The sequence below is a fragment of the Limimaricola cinnabarinus LL-001 genome (assembly GCF_000466965.1).
In the GTDB taxonomy this organism is placed as follows: domain Bacteria; phylum Pseudomonadota; class Alphaproteobacteria; order Rhodobacterales; family Rhodobacteraceae; genus Limimaricola; species Limimaricola cinnabarinus.
This window is the reverse complement of record NZ_BATB01000048.1, coordinates 1-21,338: the sequence shown is the minus strand read 5'-3', so window position 1 is coordinate 21,338 and position 21,338 is coordinate 1. Positions and strand designations below refer to the sequence as shown.

Annotated in this window: 19 protein-coding genes and 4 pseudogenes; 13 read left to right on the top strand and 10 right to left on the bottom strand. The window is 68.4% G+C overall.

What is annotated here, in order from left to right; all coding sequences use genetic code 11:
* Positions 1-8: 8 nt before the first annotated feature.
* The 3 genes and pseudogenes from MBELCI_RS14100 to MBELCI_RS14090 all read right to left on the bottom strand — a co-directional run bounded on the left by MBELCI_RS14100 (position 9) and on the right by MBELCI_RS14090 (position 3,208).
* Positions 9-407 (bottom strand): hypothetical protein, encoded by a 399-nt coding sequence (locus MBELCI_RS14100; RefSeq protein ID WP_021694924.1) that lies wholly within the window; start codon positions 405-407, stop codon positions 9-11.
* A gap of 11 nt (positions 408-418) precedes the next feature.
* Entirely contained in the window at positions 419-2,710 is a 2,292-nt protein-coding gene (locus MBELCI_RS14095; protein ID WP_021694923.1) for a xanthine dehydrogenase family protein molybdopterin-binding subunit, read from the bottom strand.
* Positions 2,703-3,208, bottom strand: a pseudogene (locus tag MBELCI_RS14090) ((2Fe-2S)-binding protein). Before MBELCI_RS14090 ends, MBELCI_RS14095 begins: the two are co-directional and overlap by 8 nt.
* 261 nt (positions 3,209-3,469) lie before the next feature.
* Between MBELCI_RS14090 and MBELCI_RS14085 the strand changes: the two are divergent.
* The 3 genes and pseudogenes from MBELCI_RS14085 to MBELCI_RS21865 all read left to right on the top strand — a co-directional run bounded on the left by MBELCI_RS14085 (position 3,470) and on the right by MBELCI_RS21865 (position 5,032).
* On the top strand, positions 3,470-4,123 hold the full coding sequence (locus MBELCI_RS14085; protein ID WP_021694921.1) for a c-type cytochrome: 654 nt from the start codon (positions 3,470-3,472) through the stop codon (positions 4,121-4,123).
* A 148-nt stretch (positions 4,124-4,271) separates the two neighbouring features.
* A pseudogene (locus MBELCI_RS22685) lies at positions 4,272-4,469 on the top strand (XdhC family protein); the annotation flags it as partial.
* Positions 4,470-4,657: 188 nt separating this feature from the next.
* Entirely contained in the window at positions 4,658-5,032 is a 375-nt protein-coding gene (locus MBELCI_RS21865) for an XdhC family protein (protein WP_021694920.1), read from the top strand.
* 79 nt (positions 5,033-5,111) lie between these two features.
* Here MBELCI_RS21865 and MBELCI_RS21860 read toward each other — a convergent pair whose 3' ends face one another.
* The 3 genes from MBELCI_RS21860 to MBELCI_RS14070 are packed head-to-tail and all read right to left on the bottom strand — an operon-like array spanning position 5,112 to position 7,299.
* Positions 5,112-5,750, bottom strand: coding sequence for a ParB/RepB/Spo0J family partition protein (locus tag MBELCI_RS21860; protein WP_021694919.1), 639 nt, complete (start codon positions 5,748-5,750; stop codon positions 5,112-5,114).
* On the bottom strand, positions 5,747-6,100 hold the full coding sequence (locus MBELCI_RS21855) for a ParB N-terminal domain-containing protein (RefSeq protein ID WP_021694918.1): 354 nt from the start codon (positions 6,098-6,100) through the stop codon (positions 5,747-5,749). Before MBELCI_RS21855 ends, MBELCI_RS21860 begins: the two co-directional genes overlap by 4 nt.
* Complete coding sequence (locus MBELCI_RS14070) at positions 6,097-7,299, bottom strand: AAA family ATPase (RefSeq protein WP_021694917.1); 1,203 nt, start codon at positions 7,297-7,299, stop codon at positions 6,097-6,099. Before MBELCI_RS14070 ends, MBELCI_RS21855 begins: the two co-directional genes overlap by 4 nt.
* A 607-nt stretch (positions 7,300-7,906) precedes the next feature.
* Here MBELCI_RS14070 and MBELCI_RS14065 point away from each other — a divergent pair.
* Positions 7,907-8,959, top strand: a complete 1,053-nt coding sequence (locus MBELCI_RS14065) for a RepB family plasmid replication initiator protein (RefSeq protein ID WP_021694915.1) — start codon at positions 7,907-7,909, stop codon at positions 8,957-8,959.
* A 70-nt stretch (positions 8,960-9,029) separates the two neighbouring features.
* On the opposite strand, the gene MBELCI_RS14060 is transcribed toward MBELCI_RS14065, so the two are convergent.
* The 3 genes from MBELCI_RS14060 to MBELCI_RS14050 all read right to left on the bottom strand — a co-directional run bounded on the left by MBELCI_RS14060 (position 9,030) and on the right by MBELCI_RS14050 (position 11,624).
* Positions 9,030-9,599: a spermidine synthase gene (locus MBELCI_RS14060; RefSeq protein ID WP_021694914.1), complete on the bottom strand. Its 570-nt coding sequence runs from the start codon at positions 9,597-9,599 to the stop codon at positions 9,030-9,032.
* Between the two features lie 279 nt (positions 9,600-9,878).
* The gene (locus tag MBELCI_RS19455) at positions 9,879-10,451 is read right to left on the bottom strand and encodes an EF-hand domain-containing protein (protein ID WP_158497394.1); all 573 of its coding nucleotides are present in this window, start codon (positions 10,449-10,451) and stop codon (positions 9,879-9,881) included.
* A gap of 330 nt (positions 10,452-10,781) precedes the next feature.
* Positions 10,782-11,624 (bottom strand): LysR family transcriptional regulator, encoded by an 843-nt coding sequence (locus MBELCI_RS14050; RefSeq protein WP_021694912.1) that lies wholly within the window; start codon positions 11,622-11,624, stop codon positions 10,782-10,784.
* Between the two features lie 210 nt (positions 11,625-11,834).
* Between MBELCI_RS14050 and araD the strand changes: the two genes are divergently transcribed.
* The 5 genes and pseudogenes from araD to MBELCI_RS14025 all read left to right on the top strand — a co-directional run bounded on the left by araD (position 11,835) and on the right by MBELCI_RS14025 (position 17,099).
* Positions 11,835-13,577: an L-arabinonate dehydratase gene (gene araD / locus MBELCI_RS14045; protein WP_021694911.1), complete on the top strand. Its 1,743-nt coding sequence runs from the start codon at positions 11,835-11,837 to the stop codon at positions 13,575-13,577.
* Positions 13,577-14,521, top strand: coding sequence for a Gfo/Idh/MocA family protein (locus tag MBELCI_RS14040; RefSeq protein WP_021694910.1), 945 nt, complete (start codon positions 13,577-13,579; stop codon positions 14,519-14,521). Before araD ends, MBELCI_RS14040 begins: the two co-directional genes overlap by 1 nt.
* Positions 14,518-16,013 (top strand): annotated as a pseudogene (locus tag MBELCI_RS14035) (aldehyde dehydrogenase (NADP(+))). The gene MBELCI_RS14040 and the pseudogene MBELCI_RS14035 overlap by 4 nt, the downstream one beginning before the upstream one ends.
* Before the next feature lie 109 nt (positions 16,014-16,122).
* Positions 16,123-16,485: a hypothetical protein gene (locus tag MBELCI_RS14030; protein ID WP_021694908.1), complete on the top strand. Its 363-nt coding sequence runs from the start codon at positions 16,123-16,125 to the stop codon at positions 16,483-16,485.
* Positions 16,482-17,099 (top strand): DedA family protein, encoded by a 618-nt coding sequence (locus tag MBELCI_RS14025; protein ID WP_021694907.1) that lies wholly within the window; start codon positions 16,482-16,484, stop codon positions 17,097-17,099. The genes MBELCI_RS14030 and MBELCI_RS14025 overlap by 4 nt, the downstream gene beginning before the upstream one ends.
* A gap of 42 nt (positions 17,100-17,141) precedes the next feature.
* Here the strand turns inward: MBELCI_RS14025 and MBELCI_RS14020 are convergent, their stop codons facing one another.
* On the bottom strand, positions 17,142-18,137 hold the full coding sequence (locus MBELCI_RS14020; RefSeq protein ID WP_162833750.1) for a GlxA family transcriptional regulator: 996 nt from the start codon (positions 18,135-18,137) through the stop codon (positions 17,142-17,144).
* Between the two features lie 101 nt (positions 18,138-18,238).
* On the opposite strand from MBELCI_RS14020, the gene MBELCI_RS14015 reads away from it, so the two are divergent.
* The 4 genes and pseudogenes from MBELCI_RS14015 to MBELCI_RS22970 form a co-directional block, all read left to right on the top strand.
* A complete protein-coding gene (locus MBELCI_RS14015; RefSeq protein ID WP_045320209.1) occupies positions 18,239-19,492 on the top strand; it encodes a sarcosine oxidase subunit beta family protein in 1,254 nt (417 codons plus the stop codon).
* Between the two features lie 9 nt (positions 19,493-19,501).
* The gene (locus MBELCI_RS14010) at positions 19,502-19,798 is read left to right on the top strand and encodes a sarcosine oxidase subunit delta (RefSeq protein ID WP_021694904.1); all 297 of its coding nucleotides are present in this window, start codon (positions 19,502-19,504) and stop codon (positions 19,796-19,798) included.
* Positions 19,798-20,991 (top strand): FAD-dependent oxidoreductase, encoded by a 1,194-nt coding sequence (locus tag MBELCI_RS14005; protein ID WP_021694903.1) that lies wholly within the window; start codon positions 19,798-19,800, stop codon positions 20,989-20,991. Before MBELCI_RS14010 ends, MBELCI_RS14005 begins: the two co-directional genes overlap by 1 nt.
* Positions 20,928-21,338, top strand: a pseudogene (locus MBELCI_RS22970) (sarcosine oxidase subunit alpha); the annotation flags it as partial. The gene MBELCI_RS14005 and the pseudogene MBELCI_RS22970, both read left to right, overlap by 64 nt.

Below are 21,338 nucleotides of genomic sequence, written 5' to 3'. Positions count from 1 at the left end.
CCCGCGGCTCAGTTTTCGAGCAGGGTCAGGATGACCTCGTCGACGGCCTCGGCGCAGGCCGCGTCGTCGCCCTCTTCGGCCAGCTCGCGCGCCTGCTGGAGCGCGGCGCGAGCCTCAATGACCTTTTCGCCGCCATTGCCGGCCTCGTCGGCGTCCTCGACGGCCTCGACCTCTTCCTCGGTCTCCTGCACCGGCACGACGTCGCTGCGCTCGGTGTCCTCGATCGCCTGCGCCTCGCGCGCGCCGGCGACGGCCTGACCGCCCGAGGAGGCGGAGATCGCCTGCTCGGCCGCGGTGTCGAGCAGGCGCTCGAACTCGTCGATCCGGCCCGTGCAATCATGCGCGAGCGCGGGGCCTGCCAGCAGGCTGGCGGCCAGCGCCGCCACGGTGATCTTCGTCCTGTTCATCTCGGGTTCCCTCAGCTGCGCAGTTGATCGGCGATCGGAAGCTGCCGGATACGCTGACCGGTCGCCGCGAAGATCGCGTTGGTGATGGCCGGAACGACCGGCGGCAGGCCCGGTTCGCCGACACCGCCGAGCGGGCGGTCATAGGCGGCGTCGGAGCCGACGATATGCACGTCGATCCGCTTGGGCGCGGCGTCCATGCGCGGCACCAGATAGGTGTCGAAGTTGGCCTGCTGAGCGCGGCCATCGGCAAAGGTGACCTCGGTCATCAGCGCCTGTCCCACGCCCATGATCACCGCGCCCTCCATCTGGCTGCGGATCCGGTCGGGGTTGACGTTGGCGCCGCAATCGATGGCGATCGACACGCGCGGCACGACGACCTGGCCGTCCACCACCTCGACCTCGGCGGCCACGGCGACATAGCTGACGAAGCTGTAATGCCCGGCGATGCCGAGGCCCCGCCCCTCTTGCATGTCACGGCCCCATTCGATGCCCTCGGCCGCCGCTTCGACCACCGCCGCCATGCGGCCGGTGTCGATCGGATAGGCGTCGGGATTCTCGCCATAGTTCCACACGTCGCCCTGATTGGTCGGATCGATCTGGCGCGCCGGGCCGATCACCTCAAGCAGGTAGTCCTTGGGATCGCGCCCCGCCGCATGGGCCAGCTCCGAGACGAAGGACTGGATCGCGAAGGCATGCGGGATGTTCGACACTGAGCGATACCAGCCGATGCGCACATGCGCCGCCGCCTGCGGGTTCTCGGCGCGGATGTTCTCGATCGCCAGCGGCATGTTGAGAAGACCCATGCCAAGTTCGAAGGGCAGCTTCTGCATCGGATCGGGCGCGAAGATCGAACCGATGGTCGGCGCGGCGGTGCGGTGCAGCCATGCGGTGGGCTTGCCGTCCGCGTCGAGACCGGCCTGCATCTTCTCGACCGACACGGTGTGGTAGTAGCCGTGTTGGATGTCGTCCTCGCGGGACCAGGTGAGCTTGACCGGCGTGCCGTCCATGGCCTGGCTCAGGATGCCCGCCTCGAGCACGAAGTCGGGCTTGGACTTGCGCCCGAAGCCGCCGCCCAGAAGCGTCACGTTGACGGTCACGTTCTCCTCAGCGAGGCCGAGCCGTTCGGCCAGACGAAGCCGCGTCACCTGCGGCGCCTGCGTGCAGGCCCAGGCCTCGGCGCGGCCATCCTTGATCTCGACCACGGCGGCGGGCGGCTCCATCGGTGCCTGCGCCAGATGCGGGATGTAGTATTCCGCATCGACCACCTGATCGGCCAAACCGATCGCGCCGTCGAAATCGCCCTCGTCGCGGATCACCTTGCCCTCGCGGGAGGCGGCCGCCTGCGTCAGCTCCTCGTGGTAGGCGGCGCTGTCGTAATCGGCGTTCGGCCCTTCCTCCCACTCGATGGTGAGCGCGTCGCGCCCCTTCATGGCAAGATAGGTGTTCTTCGCGATCACCGCGACGCCGCCCAGCGGCGCGAACTCGGTCGGGAAATCGGAGGCGTCGATCTTCACGACCTTTTCGACGCCCTCGATCGCCAGAGCCGCGCTGTCGTCATAGCTCGCCACCCGGCCGCCATAGACCGGCGGACGCGCGACCACGGCATAGAGCATGCCGTCGCGCTTCACGTCGATCCCGTAGGTCGTGCTGCCGGTGGTGATGTCCATGTTGTCGACGAGGCCGATCTTGGACGTGCCGATATAGCGAAACTCGGACGGGTCCTTGAGCACGAGACTGTCGCGCGCGGGCACCTCGAGATCCATCGCGGCGGCGGCCAGCTCGCCATAGCCCAGCGATTTGCCGGACCCGGCATGCCCGACCATGTGACCTTCGGCCTTCACCTCCGAGACATCAACGCCCCATTCGTCGGCGGCGGCCTGTTCGAGCATGGTGCGCGCGGCGGCCCCGGCGCGGCGCATCGGCATGAAGAAGTGCCGCAGGCTGCGCGAGCCGTCGGTGTCCTGGTTGCCGTATTTCTCTTCGAGACCCGGCGCCTGATCGACGCGCACGTTCTCCCATTCGGCGCCAAGCTCGTCGGCCACGACCATGGCGATCGAGGTGCGCACGCCCTGCCCCATCTCGGAGCGGTGGCAGGTCACGGTGACGATGCCGTCGGGCGCGATGGCGATGAAGATGTTGGGATCGTCGCGCCAGCCATTGGGCATGGCGTCGCGCCCGAATTCCGGCTCCTCCTCCTGCGCCCGGCCCGGACGCGGCAGACCGACGGCGAGGACGAAGCCCCCCGCCCCGATGCCGCCCAGAAGCGCGCGGCGGCTCACATTGATGATCGACCCGTTACGCATCACTTCTGCTCCGCTTCCTGACGTCCGCATCCATGGCGGCCCCCGAGGCCTGCTGACCCGCCGCCTGCTTGATCGCCGCGCGAATGCGCGGATAGGTGCCGCAGCGGCAGATATTGGCGCTCATCACCGCGTCGATGTCGTCATCGGTCACGGTGTCGTATTGATCGACGAGGGCGGCGGCCTGCATGATCTGGCCGGCCTGGCAATAGCCGCATTGCGCGACGTTGAGATCGCGCCACGCCTCCTGAACCGGGTGGTCGCCCTTTTCGGACAGCCCCTCGATGGTCTTGACCTGCGCGCCTTCGAGCACGCCCACCGGGGTGATGCAGGCAAAGGACGGCGCGCGTCGATATGCACGGTGCAGGCACCGCAGGCGGCGATGCCGCAGCCGTATTTCGTGCCCGTCAGCCCCAGCTCGTCGCGCAGGTACCACAGGAGCGGCGTATCCTCGTCGCCGTCGAAGGCGCGTTCGACGCCGTTCACCATGAGTTTGACCATGAGGGCCTCCTTTTTGAGCCGGGACCGCGCGGGATGCGGGAACGAGAGACGCCCGCCACTGCGCGGTTTCGGCTGATCTAACTGGCGCGAAGGGAGGCAAAGTCCATGCCGGGCGCCCGATTGCGCCGCAATTTCTTGTCTGTCGTTGCGGCAATCTTGGAACCGGGTCGGGCGCTCAAGGCTTTTGGCCCTGATCCGGCGCAGCGGGGCGGCGCTTTGCTCCTGCCCGGTCCCGCGTCGAAACCTCGAAAGGACATCCCGATGAAGACCCTCACCCTCACGGCGTTCACGGCCCTTCTGGGAAGCGCGGCCATGGCGCAGGACATCACCGGCGACGCCGCCGAGGGCGAGGCGCAGTTCGCCCGCCAATGCGTGTCGTGCCACGTCATCGCCAATGACGCGGGCGAGGTTCTCGCCGGGCGCAACGGCAAGATCGGCCCGAACCTGCATGAAGTCATCGGGCGCACCCCCGGCGCGGTCGAGGATTTCCGCTACAGCGACGCGATCATCGCCTATGGCGAGATGGACCCCGCCGAGGACCCGACCGGCACCGCGCCCATGGGCGACGACATCGAAGGCATGGTCTGGGGCGTCGATAACACCGTGGCCTATCTTCAGGACCCGACCGGCTTCCTGCGCGAAGCGCTCGACGATCCGCGCGCCCGCAGCAAGATGGCCTACAAGGTGCGCGACGAGCAGACCGCCCATGACATCACCGCCTATCTGGTGAGCTTCAGCCCCGATTTCGAAGCCGGTGACGAGACCGGTGAGGAAACCGGCGACGATGCCGAGGACGACGCCGCGACCGGGATGGAAACGGAAACCGGTGATATGACGACCGGCACCGAGACCGAGACCGAGACCGAGACCGAAGCGGATATGGACGCCGAGACGGAAACCGAAACTGCGAACTGACCCGACCGGTGGCGGGCCCTGCCCGCCGCCGTCCCCCTTCCGAGCCGCTCGCATCAGCGGGCAGGAGCGTGCCTTGAACCAGACCTCCCGGTTTCCCACCCAAGCCGTTTCGACGGGGCCGTTCCTTTCGGCCTCCGAGGCGCGCCCGATGCTCGAGGCGCTTGCGCCGGCGGGCGGGGTGATCGCGATGATCACCGGGATCGACGGCGCGTTCTACCGGCCCTTGGGCGCGCTCATGGCCTTCCCGACATCCGCCGACCCGGTAGGGAGTCTGTCATCGGGCTGCATCGAGGGCGACCTCGCGCTGCACGCGCAACAGGTGGCCGAGACCGACACCCCCCGCACGCTCCTCTACGGCAAGGGTCGTCCTTCGTCGATATCCGGCTGCCCTGCGGCAGCGGCATCGAGGTCACGCTGCTGCCGATCCGCGATCCCGCGCCGCTGCGCGCCACGCTTGAGCGGATCGACGATCGGCGCGAAACGACGCTCGCCCTGCCCGGCCTGCCCGATCTGCGCCTGCGCCCCGATCCGCGCATGGTGGTCTTCGGCGAGGGGCCCGAGGCCGACGGGTTTGCCATGCTCGCCGCCGCCGCGGGCTATCCCGTCGCCCGGCCCGACCGCGCCCGGCCCGAAGAGATCGACCCGCGCTCGGCGGTGGTGCTGTTCTTTCACGACCACGAGCGCGAGCTGGATATCCTGACCGCGGCCCTCGACAGCGACGCCTTCTGGATCGGCGCGCAGGGCAGCCGCACCGCGCATGCGCGCCGTTGCGAGGGGCTGCAAGATCGCGGCGTCGCCAAACCCGCGATCGACCGGGTTCGCGGGCCGATCGGGCTGATCCCCGGCACCCGAGATCCGCGCGTGCTGTCGATCTCGGTGCTGGCCGAAATCATCGAGGCGGCGCGCTGAGGGGTTTCGTCCGCGAGAACATTACGGAAACATCTCCACACCTGCCGAGCCGCTCGCCAGCGCAATTGCCAATTGGCAATCAGCGCGATCTGCGCAGCTTCAGAAAGCTTTCGAGCGCCGCCCGCAGGGCCGTGTCCGACAGATGGCCGGGGAATTCCATGGCAAAGCCCTTGCCGGTCTTCTTGATCCGCACGTCGCCCTCGCGATGCGGAATCACCGTGTCGGCGGTCTTGCGCGGTGCCGCAGGCTTGCCCGCCGCGCGCAGCCGCGACAGCACCGAAGGTCCGGGCAGCGCCCCCTCCTCCTGCGCGATGGCGCGCGCTTCCGCCAGCACCGCCTCACGCAGCGCCGGATCGGCGAGGAGCGGGCGAAGCTGGCGCGCATGCACCTCCTTGATGTCGCGGATCGAGCCGAAGGCGGCGACGATCTCGGGTTCGAGCCGCGCCAGTTGCAGGAACCGCGACAGGAAACCCGGCGAGACCTGAAGCCGCTCGGCCATCAGGTTCTGACGGCCGCCGTAATAGGCCTCGACCGCGCGGGCATAGTCGCGGGCGCGCTCGTAATCCGAGATGTCCTCGCGGTCGCGGTTCTCGATATCGGCGAGGCGGAACGCCTCCTCATCGGTCAGCTCGCGCTCCTCGATGAGATAGCGGAACTGCGGGTAGGTGTTGGCGCGCAGCCAGCTCACCGCGAAGTGCCGCCGCGCGCCACAGATCACCTCGAACTCCGGCCCCGTCCCCTGCCCCGCCGGCGCAGCCGCCGCACGATGGCCGGAAACTCCTGCTGGCCCTGCGCCTTCATCCCCTCGATCAGGTCGGCGCAGTTCTCGGGCGTCAGCAGATCGTAGGCCCGGTTGTGACCGGCCCACATCACGCAGCTCGCCGGATCGACGAGGCGCAGGACCTTTTCCTGCCGCCCGCCGGTGACCTGCTCGGACATGGCGGTGGAGCGTTTGAGGAACCGCGTCTGCGCGCGGCCCGCCGCCTCCTCGGGGGCCTCGGCCGGGGCGTCGCCGTCGTCAAGCCCCTTGAGAACGTCGTCGAAGATGTCGTTGTGCTTCTTGCTCACAGGATACCCTCCTTGCGCAGCGCCGCCTGATGGCTCGGCCATGTCTTGCGGATCTCGGTCTCGACCTCGCGGCCCACCGCGTCGAGATAGACCCGGCAGCGCTTGTGCGTCTCGCTGCGCGTGGCCGGGCCGGTCAGCTCGTAGACCGTCATCAGGTTGGCCGAGGCGTTGTCGATCTCGGCGCTGTCTTTCAGAACGGCGCCGAGCATGTCTTGTGGAAACACCGCGTCCATCATCCGCTTGATCGCCATGTGGGCGCTCTTCTGGTCGTTCATCTTGGTCGCCAATATCTTGACGAAATGATAGCCCCGCGCACCCCCGTGTTGCGCAAGCTCGCCCAGCGTCGAGGACATCATCCGCAAAAAATGCGCGGTCGAGCCGAAATCGATGTTGTTGGGCGGGGCCGGCACGATGATCGCGTTGGCCGCGCGCAGCACCGACAGCGAGATCATCCCGAGCGCCGGCGGCGGGTCGAGCAGGATCACGTCGAACTGGTCCGAGATCGACGCGATCCCCGCGCGCAGCCGGTCGAGAACGAAATCCTGTTCGCGCACCATCCGCGCCGCGAATTCGTATTCCGCGTCATAGAGCCCGAGATTGGCTGGGATCAGCGCGATGCCGGGCCAGTAGGTGGCGCGCAGCGCGTAATGCAGGCTGGTCGGGCCGCCATGGCGAAAGAACGGGTAGAGCGTGTCCTCCTCCTCGTCGACATCGACGTCGGGGTTGAGGCCGAAGACGCTGGTGGTCGAGGCCTGGCTGTCGCAATCGACGACGCAGACGCGGTAACCCTTGAGCGCGAGATACTGCGCGAGATGCACCACCACGGTCGACTTGCCGACGCCACCCTTGAAGTTCTGGACCGCGAGCACCGTGGCCGGATCGGTGGGCGCGCGGCGCGGCAGCGTGCCGAAGACCTCGCGCATGCGGTTCACTTCGGCCAGCGAATAGCCGGTGCGCCGCCCCGTGGCGGGGTCCTTCTCGGGCTCGGGCAGACGCCCGTCGGCCTCGGCATCGCGCAGCGCCTTTTCGGTGCGGCCGCACATCTCGGCGGCGCTGCGCACGTTGAAGCGCAGATCGAGGCTCTTGCTGGTGCCGGGCGAGAACACCCGCGCGCGCAGCTTTTCGATCACCCGCCCGGCGCGGCTGGCCAGCGCGTCGATCTCGTCCAAGCCGATGGGATGGGTCTCTGGCTCTGCCACGGTCTCTCTGCCCCCGATTTTTCATGGAAGGTGCCTGTCTCGCGCGCCGAGGTAAAGTGCGGTTCCGGGCCCTGCCCTGTCTCAAAGACCGAACCTCCGCGCAGGGTGTCCCGAAAACCGCACTTGGCGCTGCTGGGACCGAGGGTGCGATACTATCCGCGCCGCTCCAGCCCTGCCCCACCCGATTTGTAGCGTGACGGGGCCGAAAGGCGCTCTTCCCCCCTAAAACCGAATCCAAAAACCCTGTTCTGGATTCTAGGGTTCTCTGTTCATGGCGGCCCCGCCCCTGCGGAGCAAGGCTCCCGAGACCCTTTGGCTTACGTCTCGGGATGGTTTGGCCTACTTTTGGGGATGGCTGGCGATACGTTTCGGGATGGCTGGCGATACGTTTCGGGACAGCGAAGTCTTACGTTTGGGGTGCGGCCCTGTGGAAGAATCATAGCCTGCTGCAAAGCCCTGTTTTCAAGGGTGTTGCGATTCGCCTGCTGCACCGCGCGTTGCCTGAACCCTTACGTATCGGGTTTGCCCCAGATCGGGAGAGAGCGATTGACTTACAATCGCGGGCATACATAAGTAAGCGAAACAGGTAATCCGAGCGGTCGCCCACATGGCCAAGTTGCCCAAGCCCTCCTATCGCACGGTCGACGCCCGACCCAGCGCCGACACCCTGATCAAGCCGGGCGAGCTTGTCGATCTGGTCGAGGTGACGCCCCTGACGCTTGCTGACCGGCGGATCTACAACCAGCTTCTCGAAAACGCCTGGGAGGCGATCGACAAGCCGGTGATGCATGTCATCTCCAAGCTGGACCTGCGCGGCAATCACAACTCCAACGACCGGGTCGGCGAGTCCATCGAACGGCTGATGAGCGCGATCGTCAAGATGGAGGTGATCTGGGACGGCAAGCCGGCGGTTGAGCGGGTGCAGCTTCTCGGCGGCAACGTCGAGATGGCGCGCGGCGACGGGCTGTTCGAATACGAGATCCCGGCGCGGCTGCGCAAGGTGATCGGCAACTCCACCGTATTCGCGCGGCTGCAACGCGAGGTGATGTTCGCGCTGTCGTCGAAATACGCGCTGACCCTCTACGAGATGGTGCAAAAGCGCGGCAACCTGCGCTGGAAGTCGTCCGAGACCTTCACCCTCGACGGGCTGCGCGGGGTGTTGGGCGTGCCGCGTGGCAAGCTGACTTCGTGGTCGAACCTGCGGCTGCGCGCGATCGATCCGGCGGTGGCCGAGGTCTGCGCGCTGTCGGATTACATGGTGGAGATCGCGCCGATCAAGACCGGGCGCAGCGTGACCCATGTGGAGCTGAAATGGTGGCGCAAGGATGGCGACGCGACCGGCAAGGCCGAGCGCGCCCTGAGCTTTGCCAGCACCGGCCGCCGGGCCCGTTCCGCCGAGGACAGCGCCCCCGAGACACCACGCCCCGCACCCGCATCCGGGCGCGCCGAACCGCGCGCCCGGCCCGCCTGGCTCGACCGAAAGGGGGCCGCTCTGCGCACGGAAACCTACGAAACGGCGCGGCTGCGGTTTCCGGGTTACGACATCTACAACATCGAGGGCCAATGGCGGGATTGGTCGCAGGGCAAGGACCCGGCGGACGATCCCGACCGCGCGTTCCTTGCCTATTTCCGGCGTTTCGCCGAGGCCAACCCGCTTTGAAATCCGCCGATTGCCAATTGGCAATTTCCACCGGGCACCGGCAATCGCGGCCCCGGATTGTGGTTCGGGATCAGCCCGCCGGGCGGGTGGCGAGCCAGATCATGTGCCGCGCGCCGCGCTTGGTGCGACCGGCGCGCAGGCCCTGCGCCTGCACCTCGAAGCCGCAGTTTCCGAGCCGCCGTGTGAACCGGGGATCGTCGGCGGCCGACCAGATGGCGAAGACGCCGCCGGGCCTGAGCGCCCGCTTGGCCGCACGCAGCCCGGCCTCGCCGTAAAGCGCGTCGTTGCCCTCGCGCGTCAGCCCGTCTGGGCCGTTGTCGACATCGAGCAGGATCGCATCATAGCCGACCGAGGCGGCGCGGATCTGTTCGCCGACATCGCCGATGCGGACCTCGACGCGCGGGTCTGACAGACAATCTCCGAAGACCGGGCCCATGTGCCGCGTCGCCCAATCGACAAGCTCGGGCACGATCTCCGAGACGACGAACCGGGCGTCCGGCGGTGCCACCCCTTGGGCGGCGCGCAGGGTGAAGCCCATGCCGAGACCGCCGATCAGGACGCGCGGCCCGGTCCGGTCAGACAGCCGCTCGAAGGCAAGGGTGGCCAGCGCCTCCTCGGAACCGCTCAGGCGGCTGCTCATCAGTCGTTCCCGTCACCGAGGCGGATCGAGAACTCATCGCCCCGACGCAACAGCCTCAGCGTGTCGCCCTGCGGCGCCACCGCCGTTTCGAGATGAATCCACGGCAGCATGTCGGCCGGCCTCCTGTTGTCGCCTTGCGACCGCGGGCCTAACCGATCGCCCGATATAAATGAAGGCGCACCGAAGGCGCGACACAAATGAAGGCGCACCGAAGGGATGCCCCTCGATGCGCCTTTGGTCGCCGCGCCGGATGGTGGCGCGGCGGTCGTGCTCCGCGGATCAGCGGCGGCGATCTTCCGGGCTGATCGCGCCATCGTCGTTACGGTCCATCCGGTCGACGAGACGGTCCACACGGGTGTCGAGCTCCTCGGTCGAGATCTCGCCATCGCCATCGGCGTCGAGCGCCTGGAAGGCATCGACCATACGTTCGCGCATGAAGTCGTTGTGCAGCGTCTCGAACTCTTCGATCGTCAGCGCGCCGTTGCCGTCGGTGTCAACATTGCCCACCTGCGCGGTGCGGAAGGCGTCGATTTCGGCGCGGGTCAGGGTGCCGTCGCCATCGGTGTCGGCCTCGGTCATGATCTGCTGCAGCATCATGCCGCCGCCGTGACGCCCGCCTTTGCCGCCGCGCTCGCCATGGCCCTTGCCGCCGCGCTCGCCGTCACGATCGCCGCGCATCCGCTCCATAAAGCCGGGGCGCTCTTCGCCGCGGGCCTGTTCGGGTGCGGCCTGCTCGGTGGTCGTGATCTCGGCATCGGTCGGCGCGGTGTTCTGCGCGGTGGCGACGGCGGCCCCAGCGCCGAGCAGCGCGGTGACGAGGAAAGCGGTGGGCAGGAGTTTGGTCGTTTTCATGGTTTCGATCCTTGTTTCGCTGTGACGTGGCGCCTGCATCGGCGCCCTGTCGATCACTTGGGCCTTCGTGACAGCGATCAAACCCCCGCGCCACGTGGGCTTTGTCGCCATGTGTCGCAGCGCATCGGACGGATACATCCGGCGACAAAGCTTCGCCCGGATCAGTGTCGAAAAAGGTCGTCGCGTCTTGGATTTCCCCGGATGGGGCAGGGGGCCGGGACGCCGCCTATCCGCGCGCGGTGCGCATCGCCTCGGGTGCTGCCGCGTTCTGCATCAGCATCTCGCGCAGCTTTTGCGCCCCCGTGGTCAGGGCGGCATCGGCGCGGGTGATCAGCCGAAGGGGGCGACCGATATTCCCAGATCGATCGGCAGGATGGCACAGGCCTCACCCGCGAACTCTTCGGCCACCGCGACGGCGAGGGGGGCGATCGCGTCACTGCGCTGCACCAGCGCGAGGGTCAGCAGCGACGAGGAGGTCGTGACCTTGACCTCGGGGGCGGGCAGGCCGAGGCGAGCGAGCCGTTCCTGCACCGTGTCGTGCAGGATGGTGCCCCGCTCGGGCAGCACCCAATCATGCGCAAGAAGATCGTCATAGGTGATCGTCGCGCGCGACAGCAGCGGATGTCCACGCCGAACCCCGAGCACGACGGGTTCTTCGCAGATCGGGGTGAAGTCGAACAGCCCGGCGGGATGACCGCGCGGCGGTCGCGCAAGGGCGAGGTCCATCCGGCCGTCAAGCAGCGCCTCGCCCAGCACCTCGGAATTGGCGACCTCGACATGGATGCGCAGCTTGGGCAGGACGTGGCGCGCACTGCGCAGCAGCGGAAGCACCCGCTCCATGGCCGGTCCCGTGACCGAGCCGATCCGCACATCACCCGACAGGCCGGAGCCGATCTCGCCGATCTCGCGCTCGGCGTCGTGCAGCTCGGTCAGGATGCGTGCCGCGCGTCGGGCGAGGGCCTCGCCCTCGGGGGTGAGGCGGATGCCGCGCCCGTCGCGCAGGCGCAGACCGCAGCCGACGATGCGCTCGGCCTCCGAAAGCAGGCGCGAGGCGGCAGGCTGTGCGATGCCGAGCGCGTCGGCCGCGTCGCCGAGCCGCTCTGTCTCGGCCAGAAGGGCCAGAAGCTGAAGATGCGCGAATTTCAACCCGTGTCGCAGCAGCCGCGTATTCATATCAAGATAGCCATGTGAACATGCTTATACATTATTTGTCATGCATTCTTTCATCAAGCAGGATCACCGCGCATCGTCGGGCGGGGACATGTCGATCAGGGGAGGGCGATGCCTTCGGGATCGACGCCGCGCCGGTCGCGCCGTCGTCAACCCAACCGCCCGACGCCCTGATCGGGGCAGGGCGCGTCACCTCCCTTCGAAAGGCCCTTCATGAGCTTCACCCCCGCCCCTTGGCCCCGCAAGCTGCGTTCGCAGGAATGGTTCGGGGGCTCGTCGAAGGATGCGATCTATCACCGCAGCTGGATGAAGAATCAAGGGCTCCCGGCCGACCTCTTCGATGGCCGCCCCGTGATCGGTATCTGCAACACCTGGTCGGAGCTGACGCCGTGCAACGCGCATCTGCGCGATCTGGCCGGGCGGGTGAAGTTCGGCGTCTACGAGGCGGGCGGGCTGCCGGTGGAGTTCCCGGTGTTCTCCCCGTCGGAATCGACCCTGCGCCCCACGGCGATGATGTATCGCAACCTGTGCGCCATGGACGTCGAGGAGGCGATCCGCGGCAAGTGCATGGATGGCGTGGTGCTGCTCGCGGGCTGCGACAAGACCACGCCGGCGCTTCTGATGGGCGCGGCATCGGTCGATCTTCCGGCGATCCTCGTCTCGGGCGGGCCGATGCTCAATGGTCATTTCCGGGGCGAGAAGGTCGGCTCGGGCACGCATCTGTGGCGGTTCTCCGAGGCGGTGAAGGCGGGCGAGATGACGGCGGAGGAGTTCGTCGAGGCCGAGGCGTCGATGTCGCGCTCGCCCGGCTCGTGCAACACGATGGGCACGGCGAGCACCATGGCGTCGATGGCCGAGGCGCTTGGCATGGCTCTGTCGGGCAACGCCGCGATCCCCGCGGTGGACAGCCGCCGCCGGGTGATGGCGCATCTGACGGGGCGGCGCATCGTCGACATGGTGAAGGACGATCTGAAGCCCTCGGACATCATGACGAAGGACGCCTTCGAGAACGCGATCCGCACCAATGCCGCGATCGGCGGCTCGACCAACGCGGTGATCCACCTGCTGGCGGTGGCGGGGCGGGTCGGGCTCGATCTGACGCTCGACGACTGGGACCGCTGCGGCCGCGACGTGCCGACGGTGGTGAACCTGATGCCTTCGGGCAAGCATCTGATGGAAGAATTCTTCTATGCGGGCGGGTTGCCGGTGGTGATCCGGCGGCTCGGCGAGGCGGGGCTGTTGCACCGCGAAGCGCTGACCGTGTCGGGCGGCACGATCTGGGACGAGGTGCGGGAGGTCCGCAACTGGAACGAGGACGTGATCCTGCCGGTGGAAAAGGCGCTCGCGAAATCCGGTGGCATCGCGGTGCTCAAGGGCAATCTCGCGCCGCTGGGCGCGGTGCTCAAGCCCTCTGCCGCGACGCCGTCGCTGATGCAGCACCGGGGCAGGGCGGTCGTGTTCGAGGACATCGACGACTACAAGGCGCGCATCGATGACGAGGATCTCGACATCGACGAGGCGTGCGTGATGGTGCTCAAGAACTGCGGCCCGCGCGGCTATCCGGGCATGGCCGAGGTCGGCAACATGGGACTGCCGCCGAAGATCCTGCGCAAGGGGATCACCGACATGGTGCGAATCTCCGACGCGCGCATGTCGGGCACGGCCTACGGGACGGTGGTGCTGCACACTTCGCCCGAGGCGGCGCGCGGCGGGCCGCTGGCGGTGGTGCGCTCGGGCGACATGATCGAGCTCGACGTGGCGGCGCGGCGGCTGCATCTCGATATCTCGGACGAGGAACTGGCGACGCGTCTCGCGGATTGGACACCGCACACCAAGGCCCCGGCCTCGGGCTATGCCAGCCTCTACCACGAGCGGGTGATGGGGCCTGAAACCGGGGCCGATTTCGACTTTCTCGTTGGCTGCCGCGGCAACGCGGTCGGAAAGGAGAGCCATTGATGGCTTACGGCACCACGTCCCGCAAAATCGCCCTCGTCGGCATCGGCAAGATCGCCCGCGACCAACACCTCCCCGCCCTGCAAGCCAGCGACGACTGGGATCTTGCCGCGACGGTGAGCCGGTCGGGCGCGATCGAGGGCGTCGAGGCGCATGATGATTTCGACGCCTTCCTCACTGCGCGCCCCGATGTCGAGGTGGTTTCGCTCTGCCTGCCGCCGCAGCCGCGCTTCGACTACGCGAAGAAGGCGCTTCTGGCGCGACGGCACGTGATGCTCGAAAAGCCCCCGGGCCAGACCTTGGCCGAGGTGCATGAGCTTGAGCGGCTGGCGGCGAAACAGGGCGTCACGCTCTATGCCACGTGGCACAGCCGCATGGCGGCAGGGGTGGCGGCGGCGAAATCGCGGCTGGTCGAGCGGGTGGTGCAGAGCCTGCGCATCACCTGGAAGGAAGACGTGCGCAAATGGCACCCCGGTCAGGAGTGGGTCTTCGCACCCGGCGGCATGGGGGTGTTCGATCCGGGCATCAACGCGCTGTCGATCCTGACCGAGATCCTGCCAGAGCCTGTGCATCTCGTCTCGGCCGAGCTGGAGTTTCCCGAGAACCGCGACACGCCGATCGCGGCGCGTCTGGAGTTCACCGGCAATGTCGGCGCGGTGTTCGACTGGCGGCAGGAGGGGCCGCAGACCTGGGACATCGAGATCGAGACCAACAAAGGGTCGATCGCGCTGCGCGACGGCGGCGCGCGGATCGAGGTGGACGGGGCCGAGCAGAAGCTGCTTGACCATCCGGGCGAATACCCGTCGCTTTACGCCCGCATGGCACAGCTGGTCGCGAACCGGGAGAGCGAGGTCGATCTCGCCCCGATGATCCACGTGGCCGATGCCATGACGCTCGGGCGGCGGATCACCGTCGCCCCGTTCGAATTCGACAAGGAGACGACATGACCGGAGCCCATTTCATCGCGGGTGAAACCGTCACGGGCGGCGAGAGCTTCGCCTCCTCGCCCGCCACGGGAGAGCCGCGCGACCATCCCCTCGGCACGCCCGCGCTGATCGACCGCGCGGTGCGCGCCGCCGAGGACGCCTTTGCCGCCATCGCCGCCACCACGCGCGAGGCGCGCGCCGCGCTGTTGGAGAAGATCGCCGACGAGATCGAGGCGCGCGGCGCGGAGATCACCGCCATCGGCACCGCCGAGACCGGCCTGCCGGAGGCCCGGCTCAATGGCGAGCGCGGCCGCACCTGCGGCCAGCTCAGGCTCTTTGCGGAGCACATCCGCGACGGCGCCTATCTTGATCGCCGCCACGACACCGCGCTGCCGACCGCGCGCCGTTGCCGCGCCCGGACCTGCGGATGATCCAGCGGCCGATCGGCCCGGTGGGCGTGTTCGGCGCGTCGAACTTCCCGCTCGCCTTTTCGGTGGCGGGGGGCGACACGGCCTCGGCGCTGGCCGCCGGTTGCCCGGTGGTCGTGAAGGGCCATCCCGGCCATCCGGGCACCAGCCAGATCGTGGCCGAGGCGATCGCCGCGGCGGTCGCAGCCTCCGGCCTGCCGGGCGGGGTCTTCTCGATGGTGCATGATGGCGGGCTCGAGGTCGGGCGCGCGCTGGTCGAGCATCCGCTGATCAAGGCGGTGGGGTTCACCGGTTCGCTCAAGGGCGGGCGCGCGCTTTACGACCTGTGCGCCGCGCGGCCCGAGCCGATCCCCTTCTTCGGAGAGCTGGGCTCGATCAACCCGATGTTCTGCCTGCCCGGTGCGATGGAGAGCCGCGCCGAGGCGATCGGCCGCGACTGGGCCGCGTCGCTGAGCATGGGGGCGGGGCAGTTCTGCACCAATCCCGGCGTCGTCTTCGTGACCGAAGGGCCGCAGGCCGAGGCGATGGTCGCCGCCGCCACCGAAGCGATGGGCGCGGGCGCGCCGCAGGTGATGCTGACCGATGGCATCGCCAAGGCATTCCACGAGGGCGCCGAGCGCATGGCCCGGACCGCTGGCAAGAGCTTTGGCCAGGCCTGCGAGGGGCGCAACGCGACGCCATGGCTGATCGAGACCGACCTCGCCGCGTGGGAGGCGAACGAGGAGCTGGCCGACGAGGTGTTCGGGCCCCTCGGCATCGTGGTGCGGCTGCCCGACGCGTCGGACATGCCGCGCGTGGCGGCGGGGCTGCACGGTCAGCTCACCGCGACGCTGCAGATGGAGGAGGGCGACACCGATTTGGCCCGAACCCTCGTGCCGGTGCTGGAGCGCAAGGTCGGGCGCATCCTCGTCAACGGCTATCCCACGGGCGTCGAGGTGGCGGATGCGATGGTGCATGGCGGGCCTTACCCGGCCTCGACCAATTTCGGCGCGACGTCGGTCGGAACGCTGGCGATCCGCCGCTGGCTGCGCCCGGTGAGCTTCCAGAACATGCCCGAGGCGCTGCTGCCCGAAGACCTGCGCTGAGCCGGTTGCCTTCCGGTCCCCCCCCCGGCGGGGCGGGGGGACCATGCGCTTTGGCAAGCCGGGCGAAACGGGATAGGCTGGCGCGCGGGGCCGGACAGGGACGTTTCGGATGACGGATTTCATCGGCTTTGTCTGGCGCAGGCACCGCCTTTTGGGGCTGATCACGCTGGTGGCGCTGGTGGCCGCTCTGATCTTTGCCGTGGATTTTCTGGCCGAGGCCGTCTATTTCGCCGACCCCGCCCATCGGGACCGCCCCGTCGAGCCGTGGATGTCGCTGCGTTATGTCGAGCGATCCTGGGGGCTGCCCCGGCCGATCCTGTTCGAGATCATCGGCCATGACGGCGATACGCCGAGGGAGGCTGTGCCGCGTTCGGTCGGGCAGGCGCTGCGCGACACCGGAATGACGCTGCCCGAGTTTCAGGCCATGGTGGAAGAGGCCCAGCGGGAGCTTCGGGCGCGGAGGGGCCGATGACCGACGCCTTCCTCGCGTTGATCCCGACCTACGGGCTTTGGCTGATCCTCGTCAGCGTGACCCTGTCGGCTCTCGCGCTTCCGGTGCCGTCCTCGATGATGGTCATGGTGGCGGGCGGCTTTGCCGCCGCGGATGACTTCGCGCTGTGGCAGCTCGTGGGTTTTGCCTATCTAGGGTTCGCGGTGGGCGACCAGATCGCCTTCTGGACCGCGCGCCGCGCGGGCGCGCCGCTGATCGCGCGGTTCGAAAGCCGGTCCGGGACCGCCGCCGTGCTGGGCCGCGCCAAGAGGCTGGTGGAACGGCGCGGATTGGCGGCGGTGTTTTTGTCGCGCACCGTGTTCAGCCCGCTTGGCCCCTATGTCGCCTATATCTCGGGGGGCTTGGGCCTATCATGGAGGGGCTTCACGCTGACCGCGCTCGCGGGCGGCCTCTTGTGGAGCATGGGCTATGCGTGGCTCGGCTTTGTTTTCGCGGATCGGATCGACGACATCGCGTCGATGATCAGCAGCTCGGTCGGGGTGGTGATGGCGGGGGCCGTGACCCTTGGCGGGCTGGTCTGGCTCCTCCGCAACTACCGTCACAGCCGGGCGGCGCGGCAAGGCTCCGGGGGCTGACGCGCGATAGGGGGCCGAGACGGGGGGATGCGCGGCCCGTCGTCAGACCGGCGCGCGCTGCGCCGCGTTGGCCTGTCGCCAGGCTTCGGGCGTCGTGCCCTCGTGCTGGCGGAACACGCGGATCAGGTGCGACACGTCGCAAAAGCCGGCCTCGGCGGCGATGCGGGTGACGCTGTGACCCGGGCGAGCGAGCAGGAAGCGCGCATGGGCGAGGCGGACCTTGAGAAAAGCCGCCGCCGGGCTCAGCCCCAGCGCCTCGCGCATGTGCCGCTCGAGCTTGCGGCGGCTGACCCCGAGCCGCGCGGCGATCTCGCCCACGCCGGGGGCGGCGTCGAGATTCTGCTGCATGTGCAGGAGCGCGCGCCGCACCAGCGGGTCGCGCGTCTTGAGGTCGAGCGGCAGGCCCGGCTGCGGATCGTCGGCGGCCATCGCCTCGTCGATGATCATGATGTGCAGGCTCTTGCGGGCCGCCGCCCGCCCGACATGCCGATCGACCAGATGTGCCGCGAGATGCGCCGAGCTGGCCCCCCCCGAGCAGGTGAGCCGGTCGCGGTCCTCGACGAAGACCCGGTCCGAGACCGGGACGAGACCGTCGAACTGTTCGAGGAAATCATCGTGGTGAAACCAGCTAACGCAGCAGCGGTAGCCCTGCATCAGCCCGGCGCGGTGCAAGATGAAGGCCCCCGTGCACACGCCGATGAGCGGCACGCGGGCGGTGGCGGCGCGGCGCAAAAACGCGATCTCCTCGGGCGGCAGGCCGCCCTCGTCGATCAGCCCGCCGATCACCACGATGTAGTCGAAGCGCGAAGGATCGCCGAGCTTTTCCTCGGGGCCCACCGTGACGCCGCAGCTCGAGCGGACCGGCGCGCTGTCTTGGGCGATCACCTGCCAGCTGCACAGGATCGGGCGCGAGCGGTCGCCCTCATCCGCGGCGAGGCGCAGAACGTCGACGAAATTGGCAAAGGCCGAGAGCGTGAAGCGCCGCGCCAGCAGGAAGCCGACGCGCAGGCGGGGACGAGGGGCGGGGGTAGGGGTCATGTCGCAATCGTAACGCCGAAATGGCGCAATCATCCAGAGCCTCGGGCGGATTTCGTGGCATTGTGGACCACAAGGATGTTTCCCGGCCCGAGGACCGCGCCATGACCCGCTTTTCCGCCTTCGCCGTCGTGAAGAACGCGCTCACCGGTCATACCGGCTGGCGCGAGCAGTGGCCCGATGCGCAGCCCAAGAAGGAATACGACGTCATCATCGTCGGCGCGGGCGGGCACGGGTTGGGTGCGGCCTATTACCTTGCCAAGGAGCACGGCATCACCAATGTCGCGGTGATCGACCGCGGCTGGCTCGGCGGCGGCAACACCGGGCGCAACACGACGATCATCCGCTCGAACTATCTCTATGACGAGAGCGCGCGGCTCTACGACCACGCGCTCGATCTGTGGGACGGGCTGAGCCAGGACCTGAACTACAACGTCATGTTCTCGCGGCGCGGCGTGATGATGCTGGCGCACAATGTCCATGACGTGCAGTCCTTCCAGCGGCACGTGCATTCCAACCGGCTGAACGGCGTCGACAACCGCTGGCTTTCGGCCGAGGAGGCCAAGGAATTCTGCCCGCCGCTCAACATCCGCGCGGATGCGCGCTACCCGGTGATGGGCGCGGCGCTGCAGATGCGGGCAGGGACCGCGCGGCACGACGCGGTGGCGTGGGGCTATGCGCGGACGGCGGCGGCGCGGGGCGTCGATATCATCCAGAACTGCCCGGTGATCGCGATCCGGCGCGGCCCCGACGGGGCGGTGACCGGGGTGGACACCGCCCGCGGCTTCATCGGCGCGAAGAAGGTCGCGGTGTCGGCCGCCGGGCATACGAGCGTGGTGATGGAGAGCGCGGGTGTGCGGATGCCACTCGAAAGTTTTCCTTTGCAGGCGCTGGTCTCGGAGCCGATCAAGCCGGTGTTTCCCTGCGTGGTGATGTCGAACACGGTGCACGCCTATATCAGCCAGTCCGACAAGGGCGAGCTGGTGATCGGCTCGGGCACGGATCAATACACCTCGTACAGCCAGCGCGGCGGGCTGCCTTTGATCGAGCACACGGTGGCGGCGATCTGCGAGATCTTCCCGATCTTCAACCGGATGCGGATGCTCAGGAAATGGGGCGGCACGGTGGATGTGACGCCGGATCGCTCGGCGATCATCGGCAAGACGCCGGTGCCGAACCTCTTCGTCAATTGCGGCTGGGGCACGGGCGGGTTCAAGGCGACGCCGGGGGCCGCGCATGTGCTGGCGCACACGGTGGCGACGGGCGAGCCGCACAGCTTGAACGCCGCCTTCACGCTGGACCGTTTCCGCACGGGGCGGCTGATCGACGAGGCGGCGGCCGCCGCCGTCGCGCATTGAGGTGAGAGAATGCTGCTGATCCATTGCCCCTATTGCGACGAAACCCTGCCCGAGCTCGAGTTCGCCTATGCGGGCGAGGCGCATATCGCGCGGCCCCTCGATCCCTCGGCGATGTCGGACGAGGAATGGCGCGATTTCCTGTTCATCCGCTCCAACCCCAAGGGTCCGCATTTCGAACGCTGGCGTCATATCCATGGCTGCGCGCGCTTCTTCAACGCGGTGCGCGACACGGTGAGCGACCGGTTCCTCATGACCTACAAGGCGGGCGAGCCGCGCCCCGATCTGTCAAAGCTGGAGGCCGCATAATGAGCCGGTATCGCATCCCCGGCAAGGGCCGGGTGAACCACGCCGAAACGGTGACCTTCCGCTTCGACGGCAAATCCTATGACGGGCTGCGCGGCGACACTGTGGCCTCGGCGCTCTTGGCACATGGCGTCCACCTGATGGGCCGGTCGTTCAAGTATCACCGCCCGCGCGGGCCGGTGACGGCGGATTCCGCCGAGCCCAACGCCCTCATCGGCACCTCGCGCGGGGCCGGTGAAACGGGGGGCCGGTTCGAGCCGAACACCCGCGCCACGGTGCAGGAGCTGCGCGAGGGGCTGGTTGCCGAAAGCCAGAACCGGCTCGGCTCGCTGTCGTTCGATTTCGGCGCGGTGAATGACGGGCTGCACCCGTTCTTCTCGGCGGGGTTCTATTACAAGACTTTCATGTGGCCGCGCAGCTTCTGGGACAAGCTCTACGAGCCGGTGATCCGCCGCGCCGCGGGTCTGGGCAAGCCGCCGGTCGCGGAAGACCCCGACATCTACGCCTCGCGCTATCTGCACACCGACCTGCTCGTCGTGGGCGCCGGGCCTTCGGGGCTGATGGCCGCGCTGGAGGCGGCCCGCGCCGGTGTGCGCGTGACGCTGGTGGACGAGAACCCGGAATTGGGCGGGGCGCTGCTGTCGGATCCCGGCGTGGAGATCGACGGGCAGGGGGCCTGGGACTGGCTGGAGGCGACGCGGGCCGAGCTGGCGCGGCTTGGCGTGCGGCTGATGACCCGCACCACCGCGATCGGCTATTACCACCAGAACATGGTCGGGCTGTGCGAGAAGCTTACCGATCATCTCGACACCCTCCCCGAGAACGCTCCGCGCGAGCGGATGTGGCGGGTGCGGGCGGCGCGGGTGGTGCTGGCGCAGGGTGCCTTGGAAAAGCCGCTGGTGTTTCATGGCAACGACCGGCCCGGCGTGATGCTGGCGGGCGCGGCGCAGAGCTATCTGCACCGCTGGGGCGTGCGCGTCGGCGATCGCGCGGTGATCGTCACCTCGCATGACAGCGCGTATTTCACGGCGTTCGACCTCGCGGCGGCGGGCACCAAGATCGTCGCCATCGTCGATACGCGGGCCGCCCCGCGCGAGGATCTGCGCGCCGAGGCGCGGGCCAAGGCATCGAGGTGCTGCCGGGCCACACCGTCACCGAAACGCGCGGCCGGCTGCGCATTGCCTCGGTCACGGTGAACCCGGTGCAGGGCGGCGGGGTCGGCGATCCGCGGATGATCCATTGCGACTGCCTGCTGATGTCGGGCGGCTGGACCCCGTCGCTGCATCTCTTCTCGCACACCAAGGGCAGCCTTGCGTGGGACGAGGAGAGCCGCACCTTCCTGCCCGGCCGCATGACCGAGGAGTGCCACATCGCGGGCGCGGGGCGCGGGCTCTGGGGTTATGGCGCGGCGCTGTCGGACGGCGCGGCGGTGGGGGCCGAGGCGGCGCGGGCACTGGGTAAGGAGGCGCAGGCGTCGGATATTGCCGTGGCGCAGGACCGGCCGGGACGGGCGAAAGCCACAAGGAGTTGCCCACCGACCGCC